Origin of the sequence: Pedobacter africanus (genome assembly GCF_900176535.1) — a bacterium.
Taxonomy (GTDB): Bacteria; Bacteroidota; Bacteroidia; order Sphingobacteriales; family Sphingobacteriaceae; genus Pedobacter; species Pedobacter africanus.
The window spans coordinates 1948812-1966016 of the sequence record NZ_FWXT01000001.1; the positions used below are offsets into that span (position 1 = coordinate 1948812).

The following is a 17205-nucleotide window of genomic DNA, read 5'->3' on the forward strand; positions in this document are numbered from 1 at the left end:
CATGAACTTCAAAAACACTGCACCACTTGCCTTTTTAAGTGCTTTTTTAATGTGGCTGGCCTGGCCGCCTATTCCTTATACTACACCATTACTGCTGATAGGCCTTGTGCCTCTACTGGTAGCCCTGGATAAACTAAAGCAGAACAAGGAAGGGAAAATCGGAAAAAAAGTATTCCTGACTGCCGGGCTGACATTTCTGATCTGGAACACCGCCTGCATTTATTGGGTATATAATGCCATTAGCGCGGTGAACAACCCTGTGGTTGCGGCGTTTGTTTCGTTGATCCCTTTTGGATTAGGGGCCTTGCTGATGACCTTTGCTTTCTGGCTATACTACCGCCTGGGCCGTGTAGTCAATAAGAACCTGGCCTACGCGGGTCTGGTTTCCTTTTATGTGGCCATGGAGTACCTGCACCAGAGCTGGGACCTGGCCTTTCCCTGGATGACACTGGGAAATGGTTTATCGGGCATGCACCAGCTTGCGCAGTGGTATGAATATACCGGCGTTTACGGCGGTTCTGTATGGATACTACTGAGCAACATTTTAGCGTTTGAAGCCTGGAAAAAATGGAAAAGCGATGTCAAAGGTTATGGCCGCATAAGGCCCGCTTTTATATGGACTTTATTGGTAGTGCTGCCTGCCAGCTTATCGCTTACCAAATACAGTCAGTATAAAGAAAAGGAGGTGCCGGTAAATGTGGTAACTGTTCAGCCGAACATAGACCCATACCTGAAATTTGGCGGACTTTCGGCGGCAGAACAGCTCAATGTGTTGACGCATCTTTCCGATTCAGTAGCACAACCCAATACAGAGTATTTTATATGGCCCGAAACAGCCATACCTAGTAACGTGGATGAAGACAGGATCAGGAGCAATACCGACTTCATGATTGCACAGCGATTTCTGGAAAAATACAAGAACGGCACTTTAATTACCGGACTGGAAAGCGTCAGGTTTTATCCTGATCAGCAAACCCTATCGGCCAGGAAATACGATAATGGCACCTATGTTGATGTTTTTAACAGTGCCATACAAATTGAAAACTCGGCGAATGTGCAGTTTTACCATAAATCCAAACTGGTTCCGGGTGTAGAGAAAATGCCCTTCCCTTCGGCACTCGCTATCTTGTCCCCGGTTTTTGAGGGTTTTGGTGGTACAGTAGGTGGTTATGGCTCACAGAAAGAACCGGGCGTGTTTTATGCATATAGTGGCATTGGTGCCGCACCTGTGATCTGCTATGAATCCATTTGGGGCGACTGGGTTGGCCAGGCAGTTAAAAACGGGGCACAATTTATTGCAGTGATCACCAACGACGGCTGGTGGGGCAACACCTCGGGCAAAGACCAGCATCTGATGTATGCGAGGCTTAGGGCCATAGAAAACCGCAGGTATGTAGTACGCTCGGCCAACACCGGAATTTCCTGCTTCATCAATCAGAAAGGCGATGTGATCAAACAGGCGGATTGGTGGACAAGAACTGCACTGAAGGCTGACATCAATTTAAATGATGAACGGACCTTTTACACCAGATCAGGTGACATTATTGCCAAACTCCTATGCATTACAGCTTTACTCCTGGCATTGCTTATCCCTTACTACCGCTGGGTTAAAAAGAAAAGCTAAGAGAGGTATTTACCTACTATCGGCATCCTGCGGCCCATTCCAAAGGCTTTAGGCGACACTCTTAAAATCGGAGGGGTCTGGTAACGCTTAAACTCTGCGGTGTTCACCATTTTGATGATCCTTTTAACCAGGGCGCCATCGTATCCCTGGGAAATAATAGCTGTTGAACTTTGTTTTAGCTCTATGTACTGGTGCAGGATTTTGTCCAGAATATCATAATCAGGTAAGGAGTCAGAATCTTTTTGTCCCGGGCGCAGTTCGGCCGATGGTGGTTTCACAATTGAATTTTCCGGGATGACAACTCCATCTTTATTAATGTAATGGGCCAGCTGGTAAACCTGGGTCTTATACACGTCGCCAATCACGCCGATTGCCCCGCACATATCGCCATACAAAGTACCGTAGCCTACTGCACATTCACTTTTATTAGAGGTATTCAATAAGATGTAGCCAAACTTATTGGACATGGCCATCACAACGATGCCACGGCAGCGGGCCTGAATGTTCTCTTCGGTAAGGTTAAAAGGTAATCCCTTAAAAGCCGGCCCCATCATGCTATCGAAAGCATCAGCAGCGTCTTTTATCGGGATAATCTCGTGCTGGCAGCCGATGTTGCTCACCAGGTCGAGCGCATCCTGTATGGAATGATCTGAGGAATACTTAGATGGCATCAGTACGGCCATTACATTTTCAGGCCCCAAGGCACGACATGCCAGGGCACAGACAAGGGCAGAATCAATGCCCCCCGATAAGCCCAGCACGGCTTTACTAAAGCCAGATTTGGCAAAATAATCTTTAATACCGAGTACAAGTGCCTCGTAGATCTGCTCTACATCCGGTATGGTCTGATGCTGAATAGGGTGATGCCCCGTAATTACATTGTCTGCAAATTCATAAATGCGCAGCTCCTCCTTAAAATAAGGCATTTCATCAATCAGGTTCCCTTTGGCGTCAAAGGCTAAAGATCCGCCATCAAAAATGATCTCGGTTTGTGCCCCCACCTGGTTCACATACAGTAATGGCAGGTTATATTTTTTAGCATTGTTAGACAGCACCTCAATACGCTCGTCATCATGACAGTAAGAAAAGGGAGAGGCTGCAATATTGATCATCAGTTTTGGTTTCTGGCGAATCAGCTCGTCCATAGGTTCAGCCACATACAAGGGGTTATTGTTGATGTTCCAGAGGTCTTCGCAAATGGTAACCGCAATTTTAATCCCTTTAAAATCTACACATTCAAAATGACTTGCAGGTTCAAAATAACGGTACTCATCGAATACATCATAATTGGGTAGCAAAGCCTTTTTCACCACACGTTTCAGGCGACCATCCTCCATGAAATAAGCCGCATTGTACAAATCCTTTCCCGCCAGGATATCATTTTTAACAGGCAAGCCCACAATACAGGCGATGCCTTTGCAATGCGTTGCGATCTCCCGGGCAGCTTTTTCACAGAGGTCGATAAACTCGTCAAATTCCAGAAAATCGCGTGGAGGGTACCCGCATATGGCCAGTTCAGCAAACACAACGAGATCTGCCCCCTTTGCCTTGGCCTGTTCAATATGGTCAATGATCTTTTTTGTATTGTATTCGAAATTACCGATATGATAGTTGAGCTGTGCTAATGCGATTTTCATGCGTTTTTCTTAGAATACTGATTAAAAGAATACACCTATATTGAGGCCAATATAATGGTTGCGAAGGCTATTGGCTTCGCTGGTGCGGATATTGGTAAAGCCATTGTTCAGGCTAAGTCCTGCTGCGACTGTAGTATGGTCCGCCACATCAAATTCTGCGCCGGCCCCAATGATCAGTCCCGCACGGTAAAACTTGGTATACTTTGAAATGCTCTCGCTATCCGGAGTCTGACCGCCATCTTTAACCACGCCATCTCCACTCTGCTTTGCCCCAATTTTAAAATCGTTGGATAGGCCGAATTGTCCGTACCAGCGCACATCGCCCATCTGGCCCGTCCGCAGTTTAATGGTAAGCGGAATTTCGATATACTGAAGTTTATACTTTCTTTCAATAGCAATCTGAGATGAATTTACGGTCTGCGCTTCAGTACTTTCGCCATTTATGGTGGTGATGGTTAGTCCGGTAGAAAAGCTGTAGTTCTCAGCAAAATTAAAATCTCCCAGCAGTCCATAGGAAAAGCCCAGGGAAATGCCATTGCTTTTACCGGTTTCAGGTTTTACCCAGCCAATTGTAGGGTGTGCCGTTAGGCCCAGACGGAAACCGTACTCGGGTAATTTGAACTGCTGTGCAAAAAGGTTAGTGCTTAAAAAAAATAGCAGGAAGCCGGGAAACAGTCTTTTCATATGTATATTTGTTATGATGATATATAACGTAAAACTCTGCCAAATCTATCTATTTTTTCTTGTTGTCCTTACTTTTTTTTCATGTAAGCAGTCGGCCAAGCCCGATGTCAGTCATATTGACCTTAATGTAAAAATTGAACGCTTTGATCGCGACCTGGCCCAGGGGAAATCAGCTGGCCTGCAGCAAACAGATGAACTGCTTCATAAAAAGTACGGCGCATTTTACGATGATTACATGCACCGTATGGTAGGCAATTTTGAGTACAGCAACACAGAAATCTTATCTACATTGTATAAAGATCAGGCCTATTACGATTTAAACAAGGAGGCCGACAGTGTTTTCAGTGACATGAAACCTATAGAAAAAGAACTGACGCAGACTTTTAAATACATCCGGTATTATTATCCAAAGACCTCCTTGCCGCGCTTTGTCGCTTTCATTTCGGGCTTTGCCGTTCAAACCCCGATCGGCGATAACTACATGGGTATAGGACTGGATATGTTTTTAGGAAAAAACAGCAAATTTTACCGGGCTATTGTAGAGAGTGTACCCCTGTATTTATCACGGCGATTCAGGCCGGAATATATTGTACCCCGCACTACAGAAACTTTTGCCAGGGAGGAGCTCTTTAAGGAGCAGGATGAAGACCGCTCATTACTTTCCAAAATGATCTATAATGGGAAGATCCTGTATTTTATGGATCAGGTACTTCCGGATGGAACACCCGACTCCGTAAAAATAGGTTATACCGCCAAACAGCTGGCCTGGTGTAAAACTTTTGAGCGCGACATATGGGGCTATTATCTGCAAAACGATTTACTGTTTGAAACAGACTACCAGAAAATACAGGTATTTTTAAGCGAAGGCCCCTTTACACCGGGGCTGGGAGAAAAAAACGAATCGGCTCCAAAACTCGGGATATGGACTGGCTGGCAGATCGTTAGAAAATACATGCAGGAAAACAAGCAGGTAACTTTACAGCAGCTGATGGCCGAAAAGGACATGCAAAAAATACTACAGCAGTCAAAATATAAGCCCAAATCATAAAAACTCAAGGTATGGCTAAAATAGGTATTGTATTATCTGGTGGCGGAATACGCGGAATCGCGCATTTAGGCGTTTTAAAGGCCTTTATGAATGCTGGCATACAATTCAGTCACGTCAGCGGCACCAGCGCAGGATCTATTGCCGGTGCATTTTACGCTGCCGGTATTGACCCGGAAGAAGGATTGAACATTTTTATCAAAACCAAGCTGCTTCACTTTGTGAGGCCTGCTTTAGGGGCTATGGGCCTGGTTAACATTGAACATACCTCCGACCTGCTAAAATCTTATTTCCCAGAAGATAAGATCGAAAACCTGAAAATTCCGCTTACCATTGCCACCACCAATTTCAGTGAAGGCAGGCTGGTATATTTCAATAAAGGACCGCTCATCAGAGCCATACAAGCATCATGCTGCATCCCAGGTATTTTTAAGCCCATTATGATTGATGATCAGATGTATGTAGATGGAGGAGTACTGAACAACTTTCCGGTAGAGCCCCTGCTTAAAGACTGTGACTTTATCATAGGCTCGTCCTGCAACCATTTAAACCCGGTAGATAAAATCACTAAGTTCATCTCACTGATGACCAGGGCTGCCATCATGTCGGTAAACAGAGATATGGAACAAAAAGTAGCTTCATGCAATATTCTGGTAGAGCCCAAAGGAATGGGCAGCATCAATACCTTTGATATGGCCAAAGCCGAAACCATTTACTGGCTGGCTTATGAAGAGGCGCTTAAAACGATAAAAAACAGCGAAACGCTAAGTGCGCTTAGCCTTTAGCAGGCTCCATCGCTACCAAAGCCTCGCCAACAAGCACAGGTATGGCCTGGCAGATATTGAACTGTAAGCAGAACCTTACATCATCTTCTATGTTTAATTCGGCAAGCCTGTGACTGTGCGACGATTTGTGGAGATAGGCCCTGAGATCGTCTTTCGCCAGCAGATAGAGGTCTTCCGCTGCAATACAGGAATCATCAAAATGGGTAAAGTCCTTACGCAGTTCATTTACAACCGCACCTGCGAACAGGGTATCTTCCAGATTAAACTTGTCTTTCCATCCTGCGCAAAGCAGCAGGACATTTTTTTCCTGGACCTTAAGCCAGTTACATAGCGCTTTTAAATTCAGGAAGGCACCAATCACTACCTGATGTGCCTGTTCACGCGCCATATGCAGGGCCTTGGTACCATTTGTGGTAGTGAGCACTACCGTTTTACCTTTCACTTTTTCACCAATATAGGAAAATGGAGAATTGCCGAAGTCGTAACCTTCAACAACTTCTCCATTTCGCTCTGCAGCCAGTAAAAAGCCCTTATCCGCATAACTTAAGCAATCTTCAACATGGGCAACGGGAATAATAGCTTCGGCGCCATTGTCAATCCCATAAACCATTGATGAAGTCGCCCTTAAAATGTCAATAACCACGACAACGCTTTCTTTAATGTCGTACAGGTTTAATAGTGCGGGCGTTAAACAAACTTCTATGCTTTTTTTTTGCATGGGGGGCAATTGATGTGCTATTGCAGTGTAAGATTAATTATTTATAAAAAGGGAATTTAACAATTCTGGCCCTGATTTTCTGATTACGGATATGTATAAAGATCTCCGTTCCCTCTTTGGCAAAGGCTTTGTCTACATAGCCCATTCCAATCGCTTTTTGCAGCGAAGGTGATTGTGTTCCTGACGTAACGCGGCCAATTACATTGCCATCGGCTTCAATAATCTCATAATCATGACGGGGGATCCCTCTGTCGATCATTTCAAAGCCTATAAGCTTACGTTTTACACCTGCCTCTTTTTGTGCAAGCAGCGCCTCTGAATTCGTAAATACCTTAGAAAATTTGGTGATCCAGCCTAAACCAGCCTCGATTGGTGAAGTCGTATCGTCAATATCGTTGCCATACAGGCAGAAACCCATCTCCAGGCGCAGGGTATCTCTAGCCCCCAAACCAATGGGCTTGATGTCAAATGCTTCTCCAGCCTCAAAAATTGCCTTCCAGATGGCATCAGCATGTTCATTTTCAAAATAAACTTCAAAGCCACCTGCACCGGTATAACCTGTTGCAGAGATCACTACATTATCGATGCCCGCAAAACGGCCTTTAACAAAATTGTAGTATTCCATCGAAGCAAGGTCAACATCTGTTAAGCTTTGCAGTGCTTCGGCAGCTTTTGGTCCCTGAATAGCCAGCAAAGAGGTCTTATCAGATATATTATGCATTTCAACACCTTTGGTATTGAATTTCTGGATCCAGTTCCAGTCTTTTTCAATATTTGAAGCATTTACCACAAGCATATAAGTAAGCTCATCAATACGGTACACCAGTAAATCATCTACAATACCGCCATCTTCATTTGGCAGACAGGAATACTGAACTTTACCATCGTATAATTTTGAAGCATCATTACTGGTTACGCGTTGGATAAGATCCAATGCATTTTCCCCTTTCAGTATAAATTCACCCATGTGACTAACGTCAAAAACGCCAACACTGCTTCTTACAGCAGCATGCTCTGCATTAATCCCTTCGTACTGAACAGGCATATTGTATCCTGCAAATGGCACCATTTTGGCGCCCAATGAAATGTGTTTATCGGTTAGTGCGGTATTCTTCATACAGTTTAATATCTATAAAAACTCGGCAAAGGTATATAAATTTAGCCACTAATTAATTTTTCATAGATATCCATCATTCTTTTGGAAATCTTGTTAATATCATGGTCCCTTTCTACGGTTTTCCGCGCATTTTCGCCTATTTCCCGCCACTTTTTAGGATTGGTAATACATTGCAGAATAGACCGGTAAAATTCATCCGCAGTATTGGCAATCAGGATATCTTTTCCATGCTCACAGCTGATTCCTTCTGCAGCCATACTAGTAGCGATGATACATTTGCTCATGGCCATGCCTTCAATAATTTTCACCCGCATTCCACTGGTAGACAAAAGGGGTACGATCATGATGGCTTTGGAATTGATAAACTCTACGGCATCAAATATCTCTCCCTCTACCACTAGGTTTTCAGAATCGTACTCAAAAAACTGGCGTTGCATATTCTTCCCGGCAATATAAAACCGGAGCTCGGAATTGAGTTTTTCGATATCAGGCCATATTTCATCCAGAAACCATTCCAATCCTTCCTTGTTTGGTCTCCAGTCCATAGCCCCCAGGTGAAAAAGCGTGGGGAAACTGGTTTTAGAGGGATCTGTAATGTATTTTTCAAAATCAAGGGCAACCGGAAAAACCTCTAAGGCGGTCTCACAGCCCATCTTTAGAATGTTTTGCCTGTCAGGCTCGCTGATGGCAAATACCTGGTGAAAACGATTGATCTGTTCTGTTTCATAATGCTTTAAACGCCGGGCCAGAAATTGCAGGTATTTTCTTCGGGGCGTAAATTGTTCGCGCATAGCACTTCGTTCCCATACATCAAACTCTATGTTGTGTGCCCTATAAATTACCTTCGCTGTGCTGTTCGCTTTCACAATATCCAGGTAAGGCACCACAAAAAGCCCCTCAAACTGAATGATATCAAATTCATTCTCCTTCAAAATTTCTTCCAGTAAACGTGCAGCATCCTCATCAAAAAACCTGGATACGTTATATGATTCATTGGAAAAGATATTGATCAGTGCGCCCCATACATTTACTTCCGTATCGATACTAAAGGAATGAAATTTTATCTGTTCAAAAACTGGGTCGTAAATATCATCCACATCAATTCTATGCTTGTTGGTGTTGATACTGAACAAGGTGATATCTGCCCCAAAGTTCAGCAAGCCTTTAATGGTATTGTAAACCACTATCGGATAACCGCTGTTGGGAGGGAAAGGTACTCTGTTTGTGAGGATCAGTGTTTTCAAATTATGTGAAAATACTAATTATCCTCATATTTCGGAAAAGAGCTTTAGCTGCGGCGGACTAACGGTAAAAGTTTTACGGTGGTATGGCGAAAGCCCAAATTGAAGAGCGGCCGTGCGGTGCACCTCTGTTGGATAGCCTTTATTCTGCTGCCACTGGTAGTGCGGATACTCTGCAGCTATGCGTTCCATAAACTCATCTCTATGGGTTTTTGCAAGTATGGAAGCCGCTGCTATATTCAGATATTTGCCATCCCCCTTTACTACGCAGGTATGCGGTATATCGGCATATTTTTTAAACCTGTTGCCATCAATACTTAAATATTGAGGCTGCACTTGTAGCTGTTTTATTGCCCTGTGCATGGCCAGGAAAGAAGCATTTAAAATGTTGATCTGATCAATTTCTATGTTGTCCACCGCTGCAACAGCCCAGGCAACGGCTTCCCGCTCTATAATGAGCCTGAGTTTTTTACGCTGGTTATGGCTAAGCTGCTTGGAGTCGTTCAACTCTCCGGCAATGTAATCGGGAGGCAGGATTACGGCTGCGGCAAATACCGGTCCGGCCAGGCAGCCCCTGCCGGCTTCATCGCAGCCGGCTTCCAGAAATTCTTGCTGATAACAGTTCAGTAGCATGTTACAAAGTTAATAAATTAGCATTACACAGATATATTTTGTGATTTAACATCAAAAGCATCACGGAGGCCAATGGCCAGCAAATTAAATGCATATACCGTCAGCATAATGGCCAGGCCAGGGAGCACTGCAAGATAAGCAGCATCCATGATGATATACCCGTAATGTTCCTTGATCATCCCCCCCCAGCTGGGCATAGGCGGCTGAGCACCAAAGCCCAAAAAGCTCAGACCGGTTTCCAGCAAAATAGCGGCTGCAAAATTTGCAGAGGCCACCACCAATACAGGGCCTGCAATGTTTGGTAATATATGCCTGGTTATGGTCCTTGAAGTAGAATACCCAAGCGCCTTCGCCGCTTCAACAAATTCAACTTCCTTAAGGGCCATTACCTGCCCCCTAACCAAACGGGCCACGTCTACCCAGGTAGACAGCCCTACAGCAATGAATATCTGCCAGAAGCCTTTCCCTAAAGCAAAGGAAATGGCAATAACGAGCAACAAAGATGGCAGCGACCAGATCACATTCATAAACCAGCTGATGGCGGCATCAGTTTTACCGCCAAAATAACCCGCCAGTGCCCCCAGACCTACCCCAATGAAAAGGGATATGAGTACCGCCATAAGTCCTACAGATAAGGACACACGGATGCCCAGGATTAACCGGCTCAGTAAATCCCGTCCATACATATCGGTTCCCAGCCAATAGGTTTGCTGATAGCGTTGCTCAGTATCAATATAAGGATATACAGATTCTTCCGCCTGCTCGTCATCTCCGATATACTCCCTGACGTATACTTTATTTCCGATTATACGATAGGCCGTAATAGGAATACTTTTAAAATCAGCTTCTTGTCCGTAAAGCATCCGCTCCAGAAAATTTACCTTTTTAATATTGTTCTTTTTACTGACGATTAAGAAATCAAAGCTACGACCGGGTTTTTTATTGCTCAACTGCAGGTGCATGGTGTTGGCCATCGGGGTCTGGTCGGGCGTAATCAGGTAGCCCAAAATACCCATCAGAGCAAACAGCAAAATAAACAGCAAGCCACCAAAAGCCATTTTATTTTTCTTAAAACGCTTCCAGATTTTAGCTGAAGGGCTGCTGTTATTTTCCATTATTTTACCATTCTATCTTTCCAATTGTACTTTCCGCTGTTCCCTGCAATACCAATATAAACGATATATAAAATGTGCAGCAGATTAAGCACCGGCAATAACACCAGCAGCTTTCGCCGCTTGGCAAAACCTGTTACATCGTATAAAAATAAGTATTCAACTGTCATTTTCAACAGCAGCTGCACCAAAGCCAGTTTGAGATAAAAGATGTTAAAAATCCCCCCTGTTATATTTACAAGTATGCTCAGGTTAAATAGCCAGACACAAACCCCCAATACAATGATAGATTTGTTCTTGTACCGTGTACTTTTCGATGCCCATCTTTTGCGTTGCTGAATAAACTCCTTCAACGTAGCCTTAGGGTGCGTATACACCACTGCTGCTTCATTTTTCAGGAAACCAATATTGCCATCAAATTTTGCGGCCATTTTATGCAGCAATAGTTCGTCATCGCCCGAGGCGAGATCATCTATGCCTTTAAAGCCCCCTACTTCATAAAAGGCATCTTTTTCGTAAGCAAGATTAGCACCGTTACAGGTAGATGGTTTTTTATTCCCTATGGTAGAGGCCCCCAGACCAATCAAGTACAAAAATTCCAGTGTTTGGGCACGTTCAAAGAAGCTTTTCTCTTCGAAATAAGCTACTGGAGAGGAAATCATCTTGTAGTTTTTTTCCTCGTAAAAACCGACTATTGTTTTGAGCCAGTCGGGGCCCATCCTGCAATCTGCATCAGTAGTTACAATTAAACTGCCCGAAGATTGGGCAATAGCGGTTTGAATGGCTTTCTTTTTATAGGAATTGAGTGTTTGTCCTTCATTAAGGCGAATCAGCTTAACACCCCTTTCAGCATAAGTCCCTATTATTTCTGCTGTCCGATCGGTAGAATGATCATCAACAAAAATGAGTTCTGTAAGCTGTTTATCATAGGTTTGGGCCAGCAGATCTTCTATAGTTTTAGCAATATTTCCGGCCTCATTTCTTGCTGCGACCAGCACGGATACTTTTGTAGCCAGATTCTGCTTTTGCAGTTTAAAGTAGCTCAGTTTATGCCAGCCTTTTATAAAGGCAACAACAACTAAGATATATAAACCCGTTAAAAAAGAAGAAAGGACACTAATTATGCTGAGTATTTCCAAAAAAGTTAAGTTTAAACACAAAATAAGAGCCTAATATAGCAGGAATTATAATATTTATAAGCCATATACTGGCAGTACATGCAATTACTGCTACATCCTGGGTAGTTACGTAACCAAAAAAGTAAGATGCTGTGACACTTCTAACCCCAATATCAAATAAATCCAATGAAGGTAAAGTGGACTGTACAAAGAAAAGAATACTAACCATCATCAGGATATCCAGAGGGTGGATTTCAGGGATGAGCCAGAAAAAAAGAATAAAATACTGGGTGCTGAATACCAGGTAACGGGCCAGGCAAAACAACAAGATCTTTAGCAACTCCGTTTTACTGTACCGCGCCAAAATGTTATAAAACTTCTTATACTTACGCGTAAAGCGCATGGAAAGCAAAATGCCGTTGAGCCATCTGATGTTAAAGTAAAAAACAACAAAAAACGCACAAAACATTACTGTAAGGGCTACCAACGCATAAAAAAGACGGTAGTCTATATTTGCAAAACGGTAAATAAATATGCTGAGGGCCAGGGCACCAAAAACATTGGTAAGCACCATTTGCCCGATATTGCCAACAGCCATGGCCACCACACCTATAATGCGTCTTTTAGGAGATAAAAAAAACACGCGACCTCCATATTCACCTAGCCGGTTGGGGGTAAACACCGCCCATGTCAGACCACAAAAAACAGATTCAACCGCTCTCCACAAGCTGATCTGTTCAACCCTTGCAATGAGCCGCTTCCATTTCAATGCCTCCAATCCCCAGTTGATCAGCATTAACAAACATACAGTAGTAAGTACAATGATGATTTCCTGACGTGGTACCTTGATCAAAAGCTTTTCAAATTCCTTTAAATTCTGATTAGCCGATAGTTTCTGATATATAAACCAGAATGCAAAAGTTACAATCGCGGCTTTAAGCAGGTAGGAAAGTATTTTTTTATAATGGGATGTCAACTTTTTTGCTTTTACTCTCTGCAAATATGCTTAATATTGTTGTATGTTGGCTGAAAAAAAGGAAAGGGTGATCATGGGTATAGACCCTGGAACGGCAATAATGGGTTATGGGGTAGTCCTGGAGCGGGGAAGCAAAATTGAATTGATCACTATGGGCATTGTACGGATGGACCATCTCGAAGATCACTTTCTAAAGCTGCAGCGGATATTCGAAAAAACAATAAACTTAATAGACGAGTATAAACCAGATACTTTGGCCCTTGAAGCTCCTTTTTATGGTAAAAACATCCAGGTAATGTTAAAGCTGGGCCGGGCACAGGGAATTGCCATGGCAGCGGCCTTATCCAGAAATATTCCTATCAATGAATATGCACCCCGAAAAATAAAACAATCCATTACGGGGAACGGTAGTGCCGGAAAAGAACAGGTGGCTGCGATGCTGCAAAGGCTGCTGAATTTTAAAGAAACGCCTGAGTTCTTGGACGCAACCGACGGACTCGCTGTAGCCGTCTGTCATTCTTTTCAAAAAGTAGGTAATGCCGGCAAGGGCAAAACCTACTCTGGATGGGAGTCCTTTGTTAAAGACAATAAAAAAAGGATAAAATAGGTCGGTTATACCTGTGCGCGTTTTTTCCTGTAATACCTGAAGGTAAAATATCCGGCTATCAACAACAGGAACAACATCCATAAATTGGTTAAGATCAGCACAAATTCTTTAAAGATTACCCATCCGTTCTGAATATTCAACACAAACCTGCGTAGAAAATCAGGCTTGTAATCGTACAGGGTATCATTGGCTACGATCATTTTCTTAACGGTGTTGTCCTGGTAAAAGTTAAGTGTAATGTTACTGTATTGTACCCGGCTGTCGATCTGCATATTCTGGATTTTCTTATCTACATAATCATCCTTAACCGTTAGGGCTGTCTCTACATTATTGCTTTTTTTGCTGGCATGTTTGTTCAACTGCTGCGTAGCCTCTATCCGGTTCTGGTTTTTGAGTTTATTGCTCAGGTAAACCAGGCTCTGATCATCAAGTTTCATCGACTGAAAATCGACAAATACGGCCATTTTAGCAACCTTATTGGTAAACTCGTCCAGTTTATCTGAAGGAACTTTTGCTGTAACGGCCCCTTCCGTTCTGTAAGCCGTAAGTTCAAGCAGCGAATCTGCTGAATATTTAACTTTTTCGCTCTGCTGGATATTACTATGAATGGTAAACTCTGCAATAGTGCCGCCTTCGGCCCTTATGGCCGCACTTAACCTTTCCTTGGTTTGCTGAACATCTTTTACCCTGAAACGCATGTCCGCAGTTTTGATGATCTTTTCCGCAAGTGTAGAATCACTTGCTTCAAGATTTTCAGCTGTCGCGTCTGCTGCACTTTCATGTGATTTATTGGCATTCTGACAGCCCCATACTCCCAGAACAATTGCTACGTAGATGAAATACTTTTTCATAATATCAATGGTTAGATTTCCTCTTTATACAGGCAACACGACAAAGTAACCTCTTATTTTTCCTTCTAACCAAAATATTACAAATAAATAAGGCCCTCATCAACCGGAGCTGATGAGGGCCTTATTTAAAAAATCTATTTGTACAGCTTATGCGTCCAGTATTTTAAATACGGCTTTACATGCGATGATAGAACCGATGGTCAGAATTACCCACGACACAATTGACAAAGTAGTGGAGTCTGCAGCAAAACGCAAATAAACACCCAAAATACTGATTAATACGCCTACGGTCATCAATTTATAAATTGAAGTCTCGTTAGCTCTCTTCATGCTTTCTGTATTGTGCTTTGGTGTCTGTTCCATACTGTTTTTATTTAATGGCACAAAAATAATATTAATTAGCTAAAAAGCAGAACAACACAGCGATAAAATTTTATCTTATATCTCCTTATGGATTAGCTTTAGTCCTTGCATCTATACAAAAACATCATTTTATGAAATCCATCATTTTAATACTACTAACAAGTTTTAGCACATTCTGCAGCTATGCCCAGTCACCCCGTATATTCAATAGTCAGCTGGAATCGGTCACGGTCTACAGCCTGGGCGCCGAACTAAACCATAAAGCCAAGGTCAGCCTCCCTGCAGGCACCAGTGAAATCGTTCTCGCTAATGTAGCTAATACAGTTGATGAAAGCAGCATCCAGATCAGTGTACCTTCCAATGTCACCATTTTATCTACCAGTTTCTCCAGGGATTTTTTAAAGAACGAGAACAAAAGTCCGGCCTATATTAAAGTGGAAGATAGCCTGCAGTTCATCAAAAGAGAATTGAATAAACTCGAAAACAAGCGCGTTGTAGAAGAAAATCTGTTAGTTTTGCTCGATAAAAACCAGGCCATTGGCGGCTCCAACACTGGTGTAAATGTTGCTGAACTGATGAAGGTGGCCGACTATTACAAAAACAAACAACTGGAATTAAGGAACAACATTTTCAATCTTAAAGAAGCCGAAGCATTGCAGCAAAAAAGGATAGCAAGAATGCAGCGTCAGCTGCAGGAGTTGAGCCTGGATAAAAGCGGTACATCCGGACAGATTATTTTACAGCTGATGGCCTCTACAGCTACCAATGCAGACCTTAGTGTCAGCTACCTGACACCAAGCGCTGCCTGGATTGCTTTTTACGATCTGAGGGCAGAAAACACCACTACACCGCTTAAAATTGTCTATAAGGCAAACGTAACACAGTCAACAGGGCTCGACTGGAAAAAGGTAAGGCTGAGCCTTTCTACCGGCAATCCATCCCAAAACGGAACGGCCCCACTCCTATCGGCCTGGTTCCTGCAGTTCGGAGAGCCTGAATACGCCTATAGGAACAAGAAATTGGTGTACCAGAACAGAATTCAATCTATGGCGATGCCGGCACCTGAAGTTAAAGAGGAAGTACTGAGTCTGATGGCAAAAAAAAGCAATGGCCTTGCCGTTCAGCAGAACGAAAATATGCTTAACGCCATTTTTGATATTGAAATTCCGTACGATATTGCCTCCAACAGCAAACCCCATAGCGTAATTCTGAAAGAGTTTAGTCAGCCTGCAGCATTCAAATACTACAGTGTCCCTAAAATGGATGGAGACGCATTCCTGATGGCCGAAATCACAAATTACGACAAACTGAACCTGCTACCGGGTGAAGCCAATATCATTTTCGAAAATAGCTATGTGGGCAAATCCTTCATCAACCCAAATGCCACTACCGATACCCTTAATCTGAGTATGGGCAGAGATAAAAAAATCACCATCAAAAGGGAGAAGATAGCGGAGCAAACAGGTGTCAAATTTATCGGCAACAGTAAAAAACAAACCTTTACCTATGAAATCCGGTTACGCAACGGGAAAAAAGAAGCTGTAGACCTCTTGCTGAAAGATCAGTATCCGGTCTCTACAGATAAGGACATGGAAGTGGAGCTCTTAAATGCAGGCGGGGCATCCGTAAACAAAGAGACCGGAGTGCTTACCTGGAAACTAAAGCTGAAGCCCGGGGCTACCGAAAACATCCGGATCAGCTATTCAGTAAAATATCCGAAGGACAAGAATATTCTCAACCTTCAGTAACAAAAAAGGCCCTGATCTATGCGACCAGGGCCTTTTCTCTATATCAGGTATAATTACCCATTCAATGCTGCTGCACCGCTTACAATCTCAGTAAGCTCGGTAGTAATAGCAGCCTGACGTGCCTGGTTGTACGAAAGCTTTAAGGCCTTAAGCAAATCACCGGCATTTTCAGTGGCTTTATCCATTGAGGTCATACGTGCTCCATGTTCAGATGCATGCGAATCAAGAACAGCTTTGTACAACTGGATCTTAACAGATTTAGGGATCAGTTGTGCTACAATTTCTTCCTGAGAAGGTTCAAGGATATAATCTACATTTGAGGTTTTAACATCTGCGGCTTCCTCTGCTTTAGGCAATGGCAGCAGTTGTTCAGTTGTTAAAATTTGCACAGCGGCATTTTTAAATCTGTTGTAAACCACCTCAACCCTGTCAAATTCTCCCTTGACAAAGCCATCCATGATGGCATCTGTGATTTTGGTTACATTCTCAAAAGTAAGTGCTGAAAATACCTCGTTATTGTTTCCAATTACATTGTAGTTACGTTTCTCATAAAAATCCTGAGATTTCTTACCGATTGATACAATACTTACATTGCCATTTTTCAGCTGTTCGCTATATTTTTCAGCAATTAAATTGTTCGCAGCTTTAATTACGTTCATATTGAACGCACCGGCAAGACCACGATTAGAAGAAACCACTACAATTAGCACCTTGTTTGGCTCACGCTCCTGTATAAAAGGTGAAGATGATGCCTCAAGACTTGCAGAAAGATTTCCTAAGATTTCTTTAAGCTTGGTTGCATAAGGACGTAATTGTATAATAGCATTTGTCGCACGTTTCAACTTAGCCGCCGAAACCATTTTCATGGCTTTGGTAATCTGCTGCGTAGATTGGACCGATGCTATACGAATTCTTACTTCTTTTAAATTAGCCATTTTTTAATTTA

The 17205-nt window shown here is 43.0% G+C and carries 17 protein-coding genes; 5 read left to right on the top strand and 12 right to left on the bottom strand.

The window, feature by feature from the left end:
- Window position 1: 1 nt before the first annotated feature.
- On the top strand, window positions 2–1624 hold the full coding sequence (gene lnt, locus B9A91_RS08110; protein ID WP_084237852.1) for an apolipoprotein N-acyltransferase: 1623 nt from the start codon (window positions 2–4) through the stop codon (window positions 1622–1624).
- On the opposite strand, the gene B9A91_RS08115 is transcribed toward lnt, so the two are convergent.
- A complete protein-coding gene (locus tag B9A91_RS08115) occupies window positions 1621–3261 on the bottom strand; it encodes an NAD+ synthase (RefSeq protein ID WP_084237853.1) in 1641 nt (546 codons plus the stop codon). The genes lnt and B9A91_RS08115 overlap by 4 nt on opposite strands.
- Before the next feature lie 21 nt (window positions 3262–3282).
- Window positions 3283–3945: a porin family protein gene (locus B9A91_RS08120; RefSeq protein ID WP_084237854.1), complete on the bottom strand. Its 663-nt coding sequence runs from the start codon at window positions 3943–3945 to the stop codon at window positions 3283–3285.
- A gap of 16 nt (window positions 3946–3961) precedes the next feature.
- On the opposite strand from B9A91_RS08120, the gene gldB reads away from it, so the two are divergent.
- Together gldB and B9A91_RS08130 are read left to right on the top strand one after the other, a co-directional pair.
- A complete protein-coding gene (gene gldB / locus B9A91_RS08125; RefSeq protein WP_084237855.1) occupies window positions 3962–4993 on the top strand; it encodes a gliding motility lipoprotein GldB in 1032 nt (343 codons plus the stop codon).
- 11 nt (window positions 4994–5004) lie between these two features.
- The gene (locus B9A91_RS08130) at window positions 5005–5775 is read left to right on the top strand and encodes a patatin-like phospholipase family protein (protein ID WP_084237856.1); all 771 of its coding nucleotides are present in this window, start codon (window positions 5005–5007) and stop codon (window positions 5773–5775) included.
- Here the strand turns inward: B9A91_RS08130 and B9A91_RS08135 are convergent.
- The 7 genes from B9A91_RS08135 to B9A91_RS08165 are packed head-to-tail and all read right to left on the bottom strand — an operon-like array spanning window position 5765 to window position 12690.
- Window positions 5765–6493, bottom strand: a complete 729-nt coding sequence (locus B9A91_RS08135; protein ID WP_084237857.1) for a 2-phosphosulfolactate phosphatase — start codon at window positions 6491–6493, stop codon at window positions 5765–5767. The genes B9A91_RS08130 and B9A91_RS08135 overlap by 11 nt on opposite strands.
- A gap of 37 nt (window positions 6494–6530) precedes the next feature.
- Entirely contained in the window at window positions 6531–7610 is a 1080-nt protein-coding gene (gcvT, locus tag B9A91_RS08140; protein WP_084237858.1) for a glycine cleavage system aminomethyltransferase GcvT, read from the bottom strand.
- Window positions 7611–7651: 41 nt separating this feature from the next.
- Window positions 7652–8854 (bottom strand): glycosyltransferase family 4 protein, encoded by a 1203-nt coding sequence (locus B9A91_RS08145; RefSeq protein ID WP_084237859.1) that lies wholly within the window; start codon window positions 8852–8854, stop codon window positions 7652–7654.
- A gap of 24 nt (window positions 8855–8878) precedes the next feature.
- Window positions 8879–9484, bottom strand: a complete 606-nt coding sequence (locus tag B9A91_RS08150; protein WP_084237860.1) for a ribonuclease HII — start codon at window positions 9482–9484, stop codon at window positions 8879–8881.
- 23 nt (window positions 9485–9507) lie between these two features.
- Window positions 9508–10599 carry an ABC transporter permease gene (locus B9A91_RS08155; RefSeq protein WP_084237861.1) on the bottom strand — a complete coding sequence of 364 codons (1092 nt, stop codon included), beginning with the start codon at window positions 10597–10599 and terminating at the stop codon, window positions 9508–9510.
- Window positions 10599–11735: a glycosyltransferase family 2 protein gene (locus tag B9A91_RS08160; protein WP_084237862.1), complete on the bottom strand. Its 1137-nt coding sequence runs from the start codon at window positions 11733–11735 to the stop codon at window positions 10599–10601. Before B9A91_RS08160 ends, B9A91_RS08155 begins: the two co-directional genes overlap by 1 nt.
- A complete protein-coding gene (locus tag B9A91_RS08165) occupies window positions 11713–12690 on the bottom strand; it encodes a hypothetical protein (protein WP_084237863.1) in 978 nt (325 codons plus the stop codon). Before B9A91_RS08165 ends, B9A91_RS08160 begins: the two co-directional genes overlap by 23 nt.
- A 43-nt stretch (window positions 12691–12733) precedes the next feature.
- Between B9A91_RS08165 and ruvC the strand changes: the two genes are divergently transcribed.
- Window positions 12734–13297, top strand: coding sequence for a crossover junction endodeoxyribonuclease RuvC (gene ruvC, locus B9A91_RS08170; RefSeq protein WP_084237864.1), 564 nt, complete (start codon window positions 12734–12736; stop codon window positions 13295–13297).
- Between the two features lie 5 nt (window positions 13298–13302).
- Here the strand turns inward: ruvC and B9A91_RS08175 are convergent, their stop codons facing one another.
- Together B9A91_RS08175 and B9A91_RS08180 are read right to left on the bottom strand one after the other, a co-directional pair.
- Window positions 13303–14148: a DUF4349 domain-containing protein gene (locus B9A91_RS08175; RefSeq protein ID WP_084237865.1), complete on the bottom strand. Its 846-nt coding sequence runs from the start codon at window positions 14146–14148 to the stop codon at window positions 13303–13305.
- Window positions 14149–14295: 147 nt separating this feature from the next.
- The gene (locus tag B9A91_RS08180; protein ID WP_084237866.1) at window positions 14296–14511 is read right to left on the bottom strand and encodes a hypothetical protein; all 216 of its coding nucleotides are present in this window, start codon (window positions 14509–14511) and stop codon (window positions 14296–14298) included.
- Window positions 14512–14642: 131 nt separating this feature from the next.
- Here B9A91_RS08180 and B9A91_RS08185 point away from each other — a divergent pair, with 131 nt between their 5' ends.
- Complete coding sequence (locus tag B9A91_RS08185; RefSeq protein ID WP_084237867.1) at window positions 14643–16259, top strand: DUF4139 domain-containing protein; 1617 nt, start codon at window positions 14643–14645, stop codon at window positions 16257–16259.
- 53 nt (window positions 16260–16312) lie between these two features.
- Here B9A91_RS08185 and atpG read toward each other — a convergent pair whose 3' ends face one another.
- The gene (atpG, locus tag B9A91_RS08190) at window positions 16313–17194 is read right to left on the bottom strand and encodes an ATP synthase F1 subunit gamma (RefSeq protein ID WP_084237868.1); all 882 of its coding nucleotides are present in this window, start codon (window positions 17192–17194) and stop codon (window positions 16313–16315) included.
- Window positions 17195–17205 lie beyond the last annotated feature (11 nt).

Excerpts from the sequence above, each read along its gene's own strand:
- lnt (WP_084237852.1), top strand. The coding sequence starts at position 2 with ATGAACTTCAAAAACACTGCACCACTTGCCTTTTTAAGTGCTTTTTTA.
- B9A91_RS08115 (WP_084237853.1), bottom strand. The coding sequence starts at position 3,261 with ATGAAAATCGCATTAGCACAGCTCAACTATCATATCGGTAATTTCGAA.
- B9A91_RS08120 (WP_084237854.1), bottom strand. The coding sequence starts at position 3,945 with ATGAAAAGACTGTTTCCCGGCTTCCTGCTATTTTTTTTAAGCACTAAC.
- gldB (WP_084237855.1), top strand. The coding sequence starts at position 3,962 with ATGATATATAACGTAAAACTCTGCCAAATCTATCTATTTTTTCTTGTT.
- B9A91_RS08130 (WP_084237856.1), top strand. The coding sequence starts at position 5,005 with ATGGCTAAAATAGGTATTGTATTATCTGGTGGCGGAATACGCGGAATC.
- B9A91_RS08135 (WP_084237857.1), bottom strand. The coding sequence starts at position 6,493 with ATGCAAAAAAAAAGCATAGAAGTTTGTTTAACGCCCGCACTATTAAAC.
- gcvT (WP_084237858.1), bottom strand. The coding sequence starts at position 7,610 with ATGAAGAATACCGCACTAACCGATAAACACATTTCATTGGGCGCCAAA.
- B9A91_RS08150 (WP_084237860.1), bottom strand. The coding sequence starts at position 9,484 with ATGCTACTGAACTGTTATCAGCAAGAATTTCTGGAAGCCGGCTGCGAT.
- B9A91_RS08155 (WP_084237861.1), bottom strand. The coding sequence starts at position 10,599 with ATGGAAAATAACAGCAGCCCTTCAGCTAAAATCTGGAAGCGTTTTAAG.
- ruvC (WP_084237864.1), top strand. The coding sequence starts at position 12,734 with ATGTTGGCTGAAAAAAAGGAAAGGGTGATCATGGGTATAGACCCTGGA.
- B9A91_RS08175 (WP_084237865.1), bottom strand. The coding sequence starts at position 14,148 with ATGAAAAAGTATTTCATCTACGTAGCAATTGTTCTGGGAGTATGGGGC.
- B9A91_RS08180 (WP_084237866.1), bottom strand. The coding sequence starts at position 14,511 with ATGGAACAGACACCAAAGCACAATACAGAAAGCATGAAGAGAGCTAAC.
- B9A91_RS08185 (WP_084237867.1), top strand. The coding sequence starts at position 14,643 with ATGAAATCCATCATTTTAATACTACTAACAAGTTTTAGCACATTCTGC.
- atpG (WP_084237868.1), bottom strand. The coding sequence starts at position 17,194 with ATGGCTAATTTAAAAGAAGTAAGAATTCGTATAGCATCGGTCCAATCT.